The following is a 13,882-nucleotide window of genomic DNA, read 5'->3' as shown; positions in this document are numbered from 1 at the left end:
GCCACCTGTGAACAGGTCACAGGGGCCACTGAGTCACCACGGGGGAGTTCCATGCGTCATTTCGGGCATATCGCCCCAGAGGTGCGTCAGCGTCTCTTCCACCGGGAGCCGGCCTCCTTCACCGCCGACTCCGCGCCCCGGCTGCTCTCCGCGGCCCTGGGCGCCACGCTCTACAGCCCCGCCACCCGGCCGCGGCTGACCGACGACATCGTCAAACAGAGCGGCCGCGGTGTGGTCTCGATGGTGCTGTGCCTGGAGGACTCCATCGGCGACGAGGACGTGCAGGCCGGCGAGGCCAACCTCGTCACCCAGCTCACCGAGCTCGCCCGGCAGCCCGACGCCGACGACCCGCCGCTGCTCTTCATCCGGGTCCGCACCCCCGAGCAGATCCCCGACCTCGTGCGCCGCCTCGGCCCCGCCGTACGGCTGCTGTCCGGATTCGTCCTGCCGAAGTTCACCGAGGAACGCGGCATACCGTTCCTGGAGGCCCTCGCGAGCGCCGAGACCGACAGCGGACGCCGGCTGTTCGCCATGCCCGTCCTGGAGTCGCCCGAGCTGCTCTACCGCGAATCCCGCGTGGAGACCCTGGAGGGCATCTTCCGGGCCGTCGACAAGTACCGCGACCGGGTCCTGGCGCTGCGCCTCGGCGTCACCGACTTCTGCTCCTCGTACGGCCTGCGCCGCGCCCCCGACATGACCGCCTACGACGTGCAGATCGTCGCCTCCGTCATCTCCGACGTGGTCAACATGCTCGGCCGCGCCGACGGCACCGGCTTCACCGTCACCGGACCCGTCTGGGAGTACTTCCGGGTCCAGGAGCGCATGTTCAAGCCGCAGCTGCGCCGCAGCCCCTTCCTGGAGGGCCGGGCCGAGGCCCTGCGCGAGGCCCTCATCGAGCACGCCATGGACGGCCTGCTGCGCGAGATCACCCTCGACCACGCCAACGGACTGCTCGGGAAGACCTGCATCCACCCCTCCCACGTCCTGCCCGTGCACGCGCTGTCCGTCGTCAGCCACGAGGAGTTCAGCGACGCCCAGGACATCCTCAAGCCGGAACGCTGCGGCGGGGGTGTACTGAGGTCGCAGTACACGAACAAGATGAACGAGGTGAAACCCCACCGCGCCTGGGCCGAACGCACGCTGCTGCGTGCCGAGGCGTTCGGCGTGGCCAACGAGGACATCGGCTTCGTGGAGCTGCTCGCCGCCGGCATCCCGGCCTGACCGGACCGGCAACCACCCGGCCGGGCCCACGCCGACGCCCGGCCCCTCGAACCAAGGGACGCATGAACAACGCAGTGAACGACGGGGACTGGTCCGGCAGCTGGGTCGCCGAACGGCTCGGAGTCCAGCTCGTGGGCGACGACACGCTCACCGACCTGCTGGGCCTGGCCCTGCGCCGCAACCCGAAACGAGCCCACCTGCTCGTCTCCAACGTGCTCGGCAAACACGTCCCCCAGTCCCCGTCCGTGGTCCACGGCGCCGGTTACGACCTCGGCCGCCGCGTCCGCGACCTGCTGGGCGCCGAGGACGCCGCCGCCGCGGTCGTCCTGGGCTACGCCGAGACCGCCACCGGCCTCGGCCACTGCGTCGCCGACGGCCTCGGCTCCGCGCCCTACCTGCACTCCACCCGGCGCCCCGTCCCCGGCGTCGCCCGCGCCGGCGGCTTCGAGGAGTCCCACTCCCACGCCACCTCCCACCTGCTGCTCCCCGAGGACCCCACCCTCCTCGTCGGTGACGGCCCGCTCGTCCTCGTCGACGACGAGTTCTCCACCGGCAACACGGTGCTCAACACCATCCGCGAACTCCACGAGCGCTACCCGCGCGGCCGGTACGTCGTAGTCGCCCTCGTCGACATGCGGTCCCCGGCCGACGCCGGACGCCTGGACGACTTCGCCCGCGAGATCGGCGCCCGCGTCGACCTCGTCACCGCCGCCTCCGGCACCGTACGGCTGCCCGACGGCGTACTGGAGAAGGGCCGGGAACTCGTCGCACGCCACGAGACCGCGCCCCCGGCCGCCCCCGCCACCGGCGCCCCCCGGCCCACCCGCGTCGACCTGCACTGGCCCGCCGGGCTCCCCGACGGCGGCCGGCACGGCTTCACCCCCGCCCACCGCACCCGGCTGGACAGCGCCCTGCCCGCCATGGCCTCCCGCCTGGCCCAGGCCCTCCCCGCCGGCGCGCGCCGCGTCCTCGTCCTCGGCTTCGAGGAACTCATGTACGCCCCGCTCCGGCTCGCCCACGAGCTGGAACAGACCACCGGCCTCGAGGTCCGCTACTCCACCACCACCCGCTCACCCGTCCTCGCCGTCGACGACCCCGGCTACGCGATACGCACCCGCCTCGTCTTCCCCGCCCACGACGACCCCGCCGACGGCCCCGGCGAGCGCTACGCCTACAACGTCGCCGGCGCCGGCTTCGACGCCGTCGTCACCGTCGTCGACTCCGCCGCCGACACGCCCGCCCTGCACGCCCCCGACGGACTCCTCGCCCAGCTCGCCGCGCAGACCCCGCACGTCCTGCTCGCCGTCGTCCCCTCGTACGTCCCCGGCCCCCTCGCCCTGCCCGAAAGGCCCCCGATGCTGCCCGAGCCCCTGCGCGGCCCCGCCTTCTCCTCGTACGCCCCCGAAGAGGTCGGCTGGCTGCTGCAGGACCTCTCGGACGTCACCCTGGAGGCGCCCACCGAGGAACGCGAAGAGGCCATCCAGAGCGGCGGCGCCCACTACGCCGAATCCCTGCCCGTCGAGTACCAGCCCAGCGAGCAGTACCAGGCGCTCTTCCACAGCGCCCTCGACGAGTCCGCCACCCGCCTCGCCCAGGCCGTCGGCGCCGTCACCGAGATCGTCCTCGCCGAACGCTCACCCCGCCCGGTGCTCGTCTCCCTCGCCCGCGCCGGCACCCCCGTCGGCGTCCTCATGCGCCGCTGGGCCCACTTCCGGCACGGCCTCGAACTGCCCCACTACGCCGTCTCCATCGTCCGCGGCCGCGGCATCGACGCCAACGCCCTGCGCTGGCTCGCCCGCCACCACGACCCCCGCGACGTCGTCTTCGTCGACGGCTGGACCGGCAAGGGCGCCATCACCCGCGAACTCGCCGCCGCGATAGGCGAGTTCGAGGCGTCCGACGGCATCACCGGCTTCGACCCCGAGATCGCCGTGCTCGCCGACCCCGGTTCCTGCGTCCGGACCTACGGCACCCGCGACGACTACCTCATCCCGTCCGCCTGCCTCAACTCCACCGTCTCCGGGCTCATCTCCCGCACGGTGCTGCGCGCCGACCTCGTCGGCCCGCACGACTTCCACGGCGCCAAGTTCTACCGCGAACTCGCCGGCTCCGACGTCTCCGTCGCCTTCCTCGACGCCGTCTCCGCCCGCTTCCCCGACGTCACCGACACCGTCGACGCCACCGCCAAGGAACTCCTCTCCACCGACCGCACCCCCACCTGGGAAGGCTGGGCCGCCGTCGAACGCATCAGCGAGGAGTACGGCATCCACGACGTCAACCTCGTCAAGCCCGGCGTCGGCGAGACCACCCGCGTCCTGCTGCGCCGCGTCCCCTGGAAGATCCTCGCCCGCGCCGGAGCCGGCGCCGACCTCGACCACGTACGCCTGCTCGCCGAACAGCGCGGCGTCCCCGTCGAAGAGGTCCCCGGACTGCCCTACACCTGCGTCGGACTCATCCACCCCAAGTACACCCGTGGCGCCACCGGCGCCGACGGCCGGACGGTGAACCTCTGATGCCCGTGATCGTCGCCAGCGACCTCGACCGCACCCTGATCTACTCCGCCGCCGCCCTCGCGCTCACCATGCCCGACGCCCGGGCCCCACGCCTGCTCTGCGTCGAGGTCCACGAGAGCAGACCGCTGTCCTACATGACCGAGACGGCCGCTCAGCTGCTCACCGACCTCGGCGACCGCGCGCTCTTCGTCCCCACCACCACGCGCACCCGCAAGCAGTACCAGCGCATCAACCTGCCCGGCCCGCCCCCCACCTACGCCATCTGCGCCAACGGCGGGCACCTCCTCGTCGACGGCGTCTCCGACCCCGACTGGCACGCCCAGGTCACCGCCCGCCTCGCCGAGAGCTGCGCACCCCTCGCCGAGATCCAGGACCACCTGATGGCCACCGCCTCACCGGCCTGGGTCCGCAAGCACCGCGTCGCCGAGGACCTCTTCGCCTACCTCGTCGTCGAACGCGAACTGCTCCCCGAGGAATGGGTGAAGGAACTCGCCGTCTGGGCCGAGAACCGCGGCTGGACCGTCTCCCTCCAGGGCCGCAAGATCTACGCCGTCCCCAAACCGCTCACCAAGAGCGCGGCCCTGCGTGAACTCGCCCGCCGCACGGGCGCCGAACTCACCCTCGCCGCCGGGGACTCCCTGCTCGACGCCGACCTGCTGCTCGCCGCCGACCGCGGCTGGCGCCCCGGCCACGGCGAACTCGCCGACACCGCCTTCACCGCCCCCGCCGTCACCGCCCTGCCCGAACGAGGCGTCCTCGCGGGCGAACGCATCCTGAGGGAGTTCCTGAAGGCGGCCGGCACGACAGCCGGCGCAACGGGCTAGCCGCAGCAGCCCCCGCCGCAGCAGCCGCCCCCGCCGGACGCCCTGGGCGCCGCGGGGGCGCTCGCGGTCCCACCCACGGCCACCGTCGACAACAGCTTCACCGTGTCGTCGTGCCCGGCCGGGCAATTCGCCGGAGCGGACGACTCCGCCATCGGCCGGCTCAGTTCGAACGTGTCGCCGCAACTGCGGCAGCGGTACTCGTAGCGAGGCATGACCACAGATTAGCCCGGCCCGTGACCGCCGCCCCGCTCCTCACGGATCCGCGCCACCACCCGCGCCACCGACTGCCGCACCGCCTCGGTCTCGGTCAGGAAGTGCCAGTAGTCCGGATGCCGGCCCTCCAGCGTGCCGATCGCCCGCTCCAGCCGCGCCACCGACTCGTCCAACGGCCGCGCGTGCCGCGGATCCGGCGTGTTCCGCCCCGCCATCGCCAGCCGCTGCGCGTCCCGGATCGCGAACCGCGTCCGCTCGATCTCCCGCTCCGGATCCTTCTGCACCTCGTTCAGCCGGCGCAGCCGGTCACCCGCCGCCGACACCGACTCGTCCGTCGCGTTCAGCAGCGCCCGCACCGTCGACAGCAACGCCGTCGCGTCCGGCCAGCGCTGCGCGTCCCGCGCCGCCCGCGCCTCCGCCAGCTTCACCTCGGCCTGCCGTACGTTCTCCGCGGCCGTCTCCGGCACCCCCTGCAGGTCCTGCCAGCACGCCACCGTGAACCGCCGCCGCAACTCGCTCAGCACCGGCTCCACCTGTTCCGCCCGCGTCGTCAGCGCCTGCGCCCGCGTCCGCAGCGACACCAGCCGGTGATCGATCTCCGCCGCGCGCTCCGGCAGCCGCTCCGCCTCCGCCCGGATCGCCCCGGCCTCCCGCGCGACCCGCTCCGCCCGCTCCAGCGTCTGCGGCACACCGTGCCGCCCCGCCCCCTCGTTCAGCAGCGTCAGCTCCGGCCCCAGAGCCGCCAGCCGCGCCGCCAGATCGTCCGCCCGCAGCCCCGACCCCCGCACCGAGTCCAGCGCGTTCGACGCCGCGAGCAGCCCCTGCCGGGCCCGCTCCACCGCCGGCGCCAACCGCGCCAGCTGCGTCTCCGCCTTCCCCAGCAACGGCCCCAGCCCGTCCGCGAACCGGTCCAGCTCACGCCGTACGCCGTCCAGGTCGTCCTTCGCCCGGCTCAGCTCGGCACGCGCCCGGCCCGCCGCCGAGGCCTCCAGATCGTCACGGTCCAGATCGTGCGCGTCGACCGCCTGGATATAGCGGTGGCTGGCCTCGTCGATCCGCCGGCCCAGCGCCTCGAACCCCTCGACCGCCCGGCGAGCCGCCGGCGAGTCGTCCACGGCCGCGATCGTCTCTATCGAGATCCGCAGATCCCGCTGCGCGGTGTCCAGCTCATAGAAGGCGGCAGCCGCGGCGTCCTTCGCCGCCTGCGCCTCCGCCCGCTGATTCTCCGCCCGCCCACCGAACCATCGCCGCGTCCCGCCACCCGCGAACGCGGCCGGCAGCGCGAGAACGGCGACGACGGGAAGGGCGACGGCCAGCACCAGACGGTCCAGGGCGAGACGCGCACCGGGCCGCACCCGGCGCACAGGACGGGGCCGCCGCATCACGGGCGGCACGGACGGCGAGTTCGGCTGCGGAGGTGTCGCCGTCACATCCCTCTCCCGTGCTGTCATTCACCCTGCCGGTGTCATTCTCCCACCGGTGAAGGACGAACACACGGGCCGGTCAGTTCGCCGTTCGCACCGTGATGTTCCCGTCGCCGCTGTGCGCGCTGATCCGACGGGAGCTGGAGGCGTCCCGCGGCACCGACACATCCACCGAACCGTCCCCGGCCTCCGCCTCCACCCGGTAACCGGCCCGAGGCACCTCGACGGTCACCGAACCGTCCCCGCTCCGCGTCTCCACCAGATCCGGCACGCTCCCCAGGGACAGCCGCACCGACCCGTCCCCGGACTTCGCCCGCACCTTGCGCGACGCGACGTCGAACACCCGCACGGAACCGTCCCCGGTCTCCAGATCCAGCGCCCCACTGGAGTCGCTGACCTGCACCGAACCGTCCCCGGTCTTGATGTGCAACGGGTCCTCGAACCCCCGCGCCCGCACACTCCCGTCCCCGTCCAGCACCCGCACGGTGACCCCGCGCGGCACCTCGATCCGATGCCTGGACGAGCAGTCGGCGACCACCCCGGAGCACTTCTCCCGCAGCACCAGCCGGTCGTCCTTCATCGACCAGGTCACCTTCGGATCCGCCCCGAAGACCACCGACCCCTCGAACCACCGCGTCACCTCGACCGCCCCGGCCTCATGCTCCTCGGCCGCGATGATCTCGAGCGCCGAGTCGTCCGAGTCCACGGTCAGCGTCCGCCCCTCCAACGCGAACGACCGCCGCTCCGGCTCCTCGTCGTCCCCGGCGGACGCCCCACACCCACTCACCCCCGCGACCACGGCCACGAGCACCCCGGCGACAGCGATCCGAACAGGAACGGAACGGGCCACGACGATCTCCCCCCGAGCAGCACCCGGCCTCTTCCGGCCCGGCCTCCGACGATGCTCCGACCGTACGGACCGCGCGCCACCCGGAGAATCCGGCCTTCTACCGGACCGGGGGTGGGGTTAGCCCCCGGGCGGGGATATCGGTATGTGGCCCGGAGCCGGGGACAATGTAGGCTGTCGACTCGTCCCGGGTGCGTAGCTCAGTGGTAGAGCGCCTGCCTTACAAGCAGGATGTCGGCGGTTCGAAACCGTCCGCGCCCACACGGGGAAAGGACCCCGGTCGTCATGGCCGGGGTCCTTTCGTGTGTCAGGGCGTCTCCTCCGGGTCGTCCTTCGTGTGCTTGAGCTTCATCCGGGCGTCGACCCGGGCCGCCCCGTCGAGCTGCGACCAGAAGCGGTGGCCGCTGACGAACACCGCGAGTTCGTGTTCGCGGCGGCGGAGCTTCTCCACTTCCGCCTGTTCGTCCTCCGTCCAGCCGGGGGACGCCGGGCGCTCGATCTTGCGCCAGCCGTTGTCGTCGCTGAAGCCGTCCAGGGGCACGACCGACCAGGGCAGCCGTCTCAGCAGGGCCGACAGCTCGGCCCGGACCTGATGCAGCTCCTCCTGGCCGGCGAGGAGGTCACTCGGAAAGTCATAGGGCGTAGCCACGCCTCAATGCTACGCCTGTTCGATTTTGGGTGGCGAGTCGCTTCGGGAGGTTCATGCGAACGGGTGTGTGAGGGGCGGGCGTCGACGCGGAAATGCGGTGGTTGCGCGGAGGCCGCGTTGCCTACGGTCGCGCTCATGGCTGACGACTGTTTCGCTGATCCGCGGCTCGCCGCGCTCTACGACCCCCTGGACTCCGACCGCAGTGATCTCGACGTCTACGTGGGGATCGCCGAGGAGTTCGGGGCGCGGAGTGTGCTGGACATCGGCTGTGGGACGGGGGTGTTCGCGCTGCTGCTGGCCGACCGGGGCATCGAGGTCGTCGCCGTCGATCCCGCCGGGGCGTCGCTCGATGTCGCCCGGGGCAAGCCGGGTGCCGGGCGGGTGCGCTGGATCCACGGGGCTGCCACGGTGCTGCCGCCTTTGACGGTCGATCTCGTGACCATGACGGCGAACGTTGCGCAGGCCATCGTCGATCCCGGTGACTGGCGGGGCACGTTGCGCGGGGCCCGTGAGGCTTTGCGGCCCGGTGGGCGTCTGGTGCTGGAGACGCGGGATCCGGGCCGGCGGGCCTGGGAGGAGTGGACCCGTGAGCGGTCCCGGCGGGTGACGGAGGTTCCGGGGGTCGGGGCCGTCGAGACGTGGTTCGAGTTGACGGATGTGCGGCTGCCGTCGGTGTCCTTCCGGGCGAACTTCGTGTTCGCCGGGGACGGGTCTGTGCTGACCTCGGAGTCGACGTTGCGGTTTCGGGAGCTTGAGGAGGTGGCGGCGGATCTCGTTGCCGAAGGGTTCGTGGTGGACGAGGTGCGGGATGCGCCTGATCGGCCGGGGCGGGAGTTCGTCTTCGTCGCGCGGCGTCCGTGAAAGGTTCACGCGGCGGGGTCGGCGGGGGGAGACTGGGCGCATGTGCCGCAGTATCAAGACGCTTCGTCCGCCCGTGTTGCCCGAGGAGGCGACGGAGGACGAGATCCGTGCCGCCGCGCTCCAGTACGTGCGCAAGGTGTCGGGTTTCCGGGCCCCCGCCGCGCACAACCGCGAGGTCTTCGATCGTGCCGTCGATGTGATCGCGCAGGCCACGGCCGAGTTGCTCGACGGCCTGGAGGTCCGGGGGCAGGCGGCCCGGCAGGCGGGGTGAGTCGAGCGCGGGCTCAGCTCGCCGTCAGTAGCGCTGGGCCTTGGCGATCTCGGCGGTCAGGCGGGGCTCGGGGGGCTTGCGGCTGATGGCGACGGGCTCGGCGCGTTCGCCGGGCTCGAGGTCCTCGGCGCCGACGAACCGGGTCTCGACGACCTTGCCGTCCGGGTCGCGGAAGTCGACCTGCACGGCGTAGGACGCGGTCTCGTCCGTGCGGTTGGTGATGGCCACGACGACGGCCAGCAGGTCGCCGGTGTCGGCGCGGGGTTTGCCGGTGAGGGAGACGTCGGCGGTGGCGTTGCCGCGTCCGTCGACGTCCTTGAGCTGTTCCTGGGCGGCGTCGTTGGCCCGTTGGATCTCCGCCGACACGGAGGCCTCGAACGCGGAGGCGCGGGCGGAGGCGGAGGAGGCGGCGGCCGAGGCGCGTTCGCGGGCGGAGGCCTCCAGGGAGGACAGGCCGGGCGCGGGCGAGCCGGAGAAGGAGGCCGTGTCGGGGGGTGTGGGGGTGGGGCGGGCGGACGCGGAGCCGTCGCCGTCGTCGTCCCCGCCGCATCCGGTGAGGGCCGTCGCACCCAGGACGGCGAGGAGGAGTGCGGTCAGGGCGGTGCGTGCGCGGGCCCGTCGGGGTGGTGTCGTCGCCTTCGGCGCGCGAGCGCTCTTACCGCTCATGGGGGTCCCTTCCGGACGCGGACACGTCGGGCGGGCCGGGCGGCCCTTCCTCGTGACCCATCGTGCACGCGGAGGGGTCCACCGGCCACTCAGGGTCACATGAGCGCGCTCACGCCGGGTTGCGGCGCATCAGGAACGTGGCCACGGCTCCGGCGCCGAAGAGTGCCGCCACCGAGACGAGCGTGGCGACCCAGGTGGCACCCAGCCACTGGGCGCCGAGGTAGCCGAGGGCCACGCTGTAGACGGCCCAGGCGAGGCCGGCGACGGCGGACCAGGGCAGGAAGTCGCGGGGGCTGCGGCGGGTGGCACCGGCGCCGAAGGAGACCAGGGAGCGGCCGGCGGGGGCGAAGCGGGCCAGGACGACGAGGGCGCCGCCGCCCCGGGACAGGGCGGCGCCGAGACGTTCCTGCGCGGAGGCGAGCCGCCGGGACCGGGCGAGGGCGCGGTCGAGGCGGGGGCCGCCGCGCCAGGCGAGCCGGTAGGCGACGAGGTCGCCGAGGACGGACGCGGTGGCGGCGCACAGGGTGAGGGCGAGGATGTCGGGGACGTCGTCGGGGACCTGTCCGGTCGCGGCGCCGGAGCCGGCGGCCGCCGCCGTGGCCGCGGTGATGACGAGGACGCCGCTGGGCAGGACCGGCAGGAACACGTCCAGCAGGACCGACAGCCCGACGGCCGCGTAGATCCATGGGGCCGCCGTCAGCGATCCCACGTCCGCGAGACTTTCGAGCACCGCAACTCCCCGTTTCCACCCCCGTGGCCAACCGTGCCGCGATGTCGCGGGGGAGCGGCAGGAGCGGCCTGTGTCAGCCATACAGCGTACGCCGCCGGTGTGACATCCGGTTCATCGGGGGCTCGTGTGTTCGTTGTGGAGTTTTCTTCTTCCGGGCCCCGGAGCGGGCCGCCGGGTCAGTCCGTCAGGTCGGTCTCCATGACGGTCCGCAGCTGTGCCGGTGCGCCGCGTCGTGCGCGGGCCTGTTCCAGCCGCAGTCGTGCCGAGCGTCCGTCGAGGGTGAGGGTCATCAGCTGGTTGCCGAACCAGGGTCCGCCGGTGCGGCGCCAGTCGATCTTGGGGCGCCGGGAGCGGCCGTGTCCGGCGATCCAGCCGCCGAGGCCGCGGGCGAGTCCGCTCCAGCCGAAGCGGAAGCCGAACCGGATGGCCGCGGGGACCGCGTTGTGCACGGGGGAGCAGGTCAGCTGGAGGACCCGGGCGCGGGGGCTCCTCTCGCCGTCGGGCCAGGTGGGTTCGGCGACGTAGGCGTGGTGGACGTCCCCGGACAGGACGCACACGGTCGCGGGGGCGTCCGGCCCGGACCCGGCCTCGGCGACGAGGTCGGTCAGGGCGTCGAACGACTCAGGGAAGGCCGCCCAGTGCTCGAGGTCGGCGCCGCGCCGCAGCTTCTCCCCGAAGCGGGCCCAGCGCTCCCCGCGGGCGCCCTTGCACAGCGCGGCGTCCCAGGCCTCGGCGTCGTGCACTAGGTGGGGGAGCAGCCAGGGCAGTGAGGTGCCGATGAGGAGGTGGTCGCAGGACTCGGGCGTGTCGAGCGCCTGTTCGCGCAGCCAGCGCTCCTCGCCCGGGTCGAGCATGGAGCGGTTCTGTTCGTCGAGGACGCGGGCGGCCCGGGTGTCGACCATGAGCAGGCGGACGCGTCCGAAGTCGCGCCGGTAGCTCCAGCGCACGGTGGCGGGTTCGGCGTCCGCCTTGCAGGCGAGGTCCCGCAGCGGGTCGGTGCCGTCGGCGACGGCGCGGACGGCGCCGTAGAGCGGGTCGGCGGCGAGTTCGCCGGGGGAGAGGTTCCCGAGGTGCTGATACACCCAGTACGACATGAGGCCGCTCAGGATGCGTTCGCGCCACCAGGGGGTGGCCCGCATGTCGGCGAGCCAGGAGGCGGAGGTGTTCCAGTCGTCGATCACGTCATGGTCGTCGAAGATCATGCAGCTGGGCACGGTGGACAGCAGCCAGCGCACCTCGGGGTCGAGCCAGGACTCGTAGTAGAGGTGGGTGTACTCCTCGTAGTCCGCGACCTCGGCGCCGGGCGGGTCGTTCAGGTCGCGGCGGGCGGCGAGCCAGCGGCGGGTCGCCTTGGAGGTCTCGTCGGCGTACACCTGGTCGCCGAGCAGGACGAGCACGTCGGGGCGTTCGCCGTCGGGCGCGGTGACGATCCGGGCGGCGAGGGTGTCGAGGGCGTCGGGGCCGACGGGGTCCGGTTCACCGGCGGGGGCGGAGGCCCAGCGGCAGGAGCCGAAGGCGAGGCGGACGGGGTCGCCGGGCGCGGGGGTGCGGATGACGGAGGGCGGGAACGGCGAGTCGGGCGGCGGCCAGACGGGTGTGTCGTCGAGGAGCACCTCGTAGGGGTGGTCGGCGCCGGGGGTGAGTCCGGTCACCGGGACGAGCGCGTAGTGGTGGCCGGCGATCTGGAAGGTGCGCGCGGTGCCGCCCGGGGCGCCGCCGACCCGTACCTCGGCGGTGCAGGGGCGGCTCGTCTCGACCCATACGGTCGCCGCCGAGCCGTCGGCGTACCTCAGCAGTGGACCCAGGCGCAGTTCCGCCACGTGACCTCCTCCGTCGCCCCGTACGGTACGGAACGACGGAGGGGGACGGACAGGCCCCGGGGATCACGGTTTCGCCGGAGGGGCCGTCCGGGTGACAGCGGTCAGCAGTTGGCGAGGTACGAGGTGAGGGCGGACTTCTCCGCCGAGTCGACGGAGAGGTCGTAGTAGTACTTCACCTGGACCCAGGCGCGGACGTAGGTGCAGCGGTAGGCCGTGCGCGACGGCATCCAGGTGGCGGGGTCCTGGTCGCCCTTGGACTGGTTGACGTTGTCGGTGACGGCGATGAGCTGGGGGCGGGTCAGGTCGTTGGCGAACGACTGGCGCCGGGAGGTGGTCCAGGAGCCGGCGCCGGAGTCCCAGGCCTCGGCGAGCGGGACGAGGTGGTCGATGTCGAGGTCGGAGGCGGCGGTCCAGGTGGCGCCGTCGTAGGGGGAGTACCAGCTGCCGCTCGTGGCGGCGCAGGAGGAGTCGGTGACGACGCCCGAGCCGTCGCGCTTGAGGACGGTCTCGCGGGTGTTGCAGGTGCCGGACTGGGTGATCCAGTGCGGGAAGAGGTCGCGGTCGTAGCCGGTGCGGTTCTCGGTGGCGACGGTGAGCTGGGCCAGGTAGCTGCGCGCGGTGGCGGCGCTGACCGGGGTGGGGAGCGCGGCGGAGGCCGTCGGCCCGTTGAAGAGTCCGACGGAGGCGATGACGCCGGTCAGCGCCGCGAGTATGCTGACGCGTCGACGCGCGTAGAACTTGGACATGGTGAACTCCCTTGTGGGGTGGGGATGTTGGCGTCCGGGCACGGGCATGCTCGCGACGCCGTGTTGCGGGGAGGTGTGCGCGCGGTAAGAAGTTAGTGGCGCGTACATGACATAACAAGGTTTACGGCGAAACGTTTCGCGTATGCTGGGGGCAGCAGAAGGGGAGTAGCTCTTCGCCGGACCGTCGACATACTGCTCAGCTCGTCTGAGCCGGCGCCCGGAGGCGGACCTCGGTCACGGGGTCGGCCAGCGAGACCTTCGGCCAGCAGTGCACGTCCGTACCCGTGGTGCGGACGCCCGAGCGCTGCCGTGCCGAGGTGTCGCAGCGCAGAGCGCACTCTCGGTGGGGCGGCCCCGACCGATTGAGGACCCTTGATCAGCCTGACCGTGACGGCCGTCGTCTTCGGCGTCGTCTTCCTCGCCGAACTGCCCGACAAGACCGCGCTCGCCGGACTCGTGCTCGGCACCCGCTACCGCGCCTCGTACGTCTTCGCCGGGGTCGCCGCCGCCTTCACCGTCCACGTCGTGCTCGCCGTGGCCGCCGGCAGTGTGCTGACCCTGCTGCCGCAGCAGATCGTGCACGCCCTGACCGGCGTCCTCTTCCTCGGTGGCGCCGCCGTGCTGCTGATGAAGAAGGACGAGAGCGAGGAGGACGTCCGCAAGCCGGAGGACCAGTCCTTCTGGAAGGTCTCCGGCGCCGGGTTCATGCTCATCCTGGTCGCCGAGTTCGGGGACCTGACGCAGATCATGACCGCCAACCTCGCCGCCCGCTACGACGACCCGCTCTCCGTCGGCATCGGCGCGGTGCTCGCCCTGTGGAGCGTGGCCGCCATCGGGATCGTCGGCGGGAAGGCGCTGATGCGCCGGGTGCCGCTGGCGCTGATCACGAAGATCGCGGCGCTCGTGATGCTGGCGCTGGGCGTGTGGAGCCTGTACGAGGCGATCGCCTGAGGATCCGGTGGCCCGGGTGGCGTGAGCGGCGCGGGTGGCGCGACTGGCGCGAGCTGAACATCCGGTGAACGTTCCCGGATGCGGTGGCGCGATCGGGTCCCGGTTTTGTACCGTAGAAAAACAAAGTGGCTCCGCCCGTTCTCCCT

Annotated in this window: 14 protein-coding genes and 1 tRNA gene; 7 read left to right on the top strand and 8 right to left on the bottom strand. The window is 72.7% G+C overall.

Going from position 1 to position 13,882, the window contains the following annotated elements:
- Window positions 1-51 precede the first annotated feature (51 nt).
- The 3 genes from DC008_RS10090 (at window position 52) to DC008_RS10080 (ending at window position 4,558) form a co-directional block, all read left to right on the top strand.
- Complete coding sequence (locus tag DC008_RS10090; RefSeq protein ID WP_108706680.1) at window positions 52-1,221, top strand: HpcH/HpaI aldolase/citrate lyase family protein; 1,170 nt, start codon at window positions 52-54, stop codon at window positions 1,219-1,221.
- 62 nt (window positions 1,222-1,283) lie between these two features.
- Window positions 1,284-3,734: a phosphoribosyltransferase gene (locus DC008_RS10085; RefSeq protein ID WP_108706679.1), complete on the top strand. Its 2,451-nt coding sequence runs from the start codon at window positions 1,284-1,286 to the stop codon at window positions 3,732-3,734.
- Window positions 3,734-4,558 (top strand): HAD family hydrolase, encoded by an 825-nt coding sequence (locus DC008_RS10080; RefSeq protein ID WP_055620747.1) that lies wholly within the window; start codon window positions 3,734-3,736, stop codon window positions 4,556-4,558. The genes DC008_RS10085 and DC008_RS10080 overlap by 1 nt, the downstream gene beginning before the upstream one ends.
- Here DC008_RS10080 and DC008_RS10075 read toward each other — a convergent pair.
- The 3 genes from DC008_RS10075 to DC008_RS10065 all read right to left on the bottom strand — a co-directional run bounded on the left by DC008_RS10075 (window position 4,555) and on the right by DC008_RS10065 (window position 7,045).
- Window positions 4,555-4,770 (bottom strand): FmdB family zinc ribbon protein, encoded by a 216-nt coding sequence (locus DC008_RS10075; RefSeq protein WP_108710631.1) that lies wholly within the window; start codon window positions 4,768-4,770, stop codon window positions 4,555-4,557. The two genes, DC008_RS10080 and DC008_RS10075, sit on opposite strands and share 4 nt — an antisense overlap.
- 9 nt (window positions 4,771-4,779) lie before the next feature.
- Window positions 4,780-6,201, bottom strand: coding sequence for a coiled-coil domain-containing protein (locus tag DC008_RS10070; RefSeq protein WP_108706678.1), 1,422 nt, complete (start codon window positions 6,199-6,201; stop codon window positions 4,780-4,782).
- 73 nt (window positions 6,202-6,274) lie between these two features.
- Window positions 6,275-7,045 carry a DUF4097 family beta strand repeat-containing protein gene (locus tag DC008_RS10065; protein ID WP_108706677.1) on the bottom strand — a complete coding sequence of 257 codons (771 nt, stop codon included), beginning with the start codon at window positions 7,043-7,045 and terminating at the stop codon, window positions 6,275-6,277.
- Window positions 7,046-7,231: 186 nt separating this feature from the next.
- Here DC008_RS10065 and DC008_RS10060 point away from each other — a divergent pair.
- Window positions 7,232-7,303, top strand: a tRNA-Val gene (locus DC008_RS10060).
- Window positions 7,304-7,349: 46 nt separating this feature from the next.
- Here DC008_RS10060 and DC008_RS10055 read toward each other — a convergent pair.
- Window positions 7,350-7,691, bottom strand: a complete 342-nt coding sequence (locus DC008_RS10055; RefSeq protein WP_108710630.1) for a hypothetical protein — start codon at window positions 7,689-7,691, stop codon at window positions 7,350-7,352.
- A gap of 117 nt (window positions 7,692-7,808) precedes the next feature.
- Between DC008_RS10055 and DC008_RS10050 the strand changes: the two genes are divergently transcribed.
- Together DC008_RS10050 and DC008_RS10045 are read left to right on the top strand one after the other, a co-directional pair.
- The gene (locus DC008_RS10050) at window positions 7,809-8,552 is read left to right on the top strand and encodes a class I SAM-dependent methyltransferase (RefSeq protein WP_164492283.1); all 744 of its coding nucleotides are present in this window, start codon (window positions 7,809-7,811) and stop codon (window positions 8,550-8,552) included.
- A 40-nt stretch (window positions 8,553-8,592) separates the two neighbouring features.
- The gene (locus DC008_RS10045; protein ID WP_108706675.1) at window positions 8,593-8,823 is read left to right on the top strand and encodes a DUF2277 domain-containing protein; all 231 of its coding nucleotides are present in this window, start codon (window positions 8,593-8,595) and stop codon (window positions 8,821-8,823) included.
- Between the two features lie 24 nt (window positions 8,824-8,847).
- On the opposite strand, the gene DC008_RS10040 is transcribed toward DC008_RS10045, so the two are convergent.
- The 4 genes from DC008_RS10040 to DC008_RS10025 form a co-directional block, all read right to left on the bottom strand.
- Complete coding sequence (locus DC008_RS10040; RefSeq protein ID WP_108706674.1) at window positions 8,848-9,489, bottom strand: hypothetical protein; 642 nt, start codon at window positions 9,487-9,489, stop codon at window positions 8,848-8,850.
- A gap of 109 nt (window positions 9,490-9,598) precedes the next feature.
- Window positions 9,599-10,219: a DedA family protein gene (locus tag DC008_RS10035; RefSeq protein ID WP_055620741.1), complete on the bottom strand. Its 621-nt coding sequence runs from the start codon at window positions 10,217-10,219 to the stop codon at window positions 9,599-9,601.
- A gap of 176 nt (window positions 10,220-10,395) precedes the next feature.
- A complete protein-coding gene (locus tag DC008_RS10030; RefSeq protein WP_108706673.1) occupies window positions 10,396-12,039 on the bottom strand; it encodes an alkaline phosphatase D family protein in 1,644 nt (547 codons plus the stop codon).
- Between the two features lie 101 nt (window positions 12,040-12,140).
- Entirely contained in the window at window positions 12,141-12,785 is a 645-nt protein-coding gene (locus DC008_RS10025; RefSeq protein ID WP_108706672.1) for an HNH endonuclease family protein, read from the bottom strand.
- 372 nt (window positions 12,786-13,157) lie between these two features.
- Here DC008_RS10025 and DC008_RS10020 point away from each other — a divergent pair, with 372 nt between their 5' ends.
- Entirely contained in the window at window positions 13,158-13,736 is a 579-nt protein-coding gene (locus DC008_RS10020; protein WP_108706671.1) for a TMEM165/GDT1 family protein, read from the top strand.
- Window positions 13,737-13,882 lie beyond the last annotated feature (146 nt).

Source organism: Streptomyces nigra, assembly GCF_003074055.1.
GTDB lineage: Bacteria > Actinomycetota > Actinomycetes > Streptomycetales > Streptomycetaceae > Streptomyces > Streptomyces nigra.
The sequence above is the reverse complement of the archived record's forward strand: the minus strand, read 5'-3'. Positions and strand labels throughout refer to the sequence as shown.

Excerpts from the sequence above, each read along its gene's own strand:
- DC008_RS10075 (WP_108710631.1), bottom strand. The coding sequence starts at position 4,770 with ATGCCTCGCTACGAGTACCGCTGCCGCAGTTGCGGCGACACGTTCGAA.
- DC008_RS10025 (WP_108706672.1), bottom strand. The coding sequence starts at position 12,785 with ATGTCCAAGTTCTACGCGCGTCGACGCGTCAGCATACTCGCGGCGCTG.
- DC008_RS10090 (WP_108706680.1), top strand. The coding sequence starts at position 52 with ATGCGTCATTTCGGGCATATCGCCCCAGAGGTGCGTCAGCGTCTCTTC.
- DC008_RS10040 (WP_108706674.1), bottom strand. The coding sequence starts at position 9,489 with ATGAGCGGTAAGAGCGCTCGCGCGCCGAAGGCGACGACACCACCCCGA.
- DC008_RS10045 (WP_108706675.1), top strand. The coding sequence starts at position 8,593 with ATGTGCCGCAGTATCAAGACGCTTCGTCCGCCCGTGTTGCCCGAGGAG.
- DC008_RS10080 (WP_055620747.1), top strand. The coding sequence starts at position 3,734 with ATGCCCGTGATCGTCGCCAGCGACCTCGACCGCACCCTGATCTACTCC.
- DC008_RS10085 (WP_108706679.1), top strand. The coding sequence starts at position 1,284 with ATGAACAACGCAGTGAACGACGGGGACTGGTCCGGCAGCTGGGTCGCC.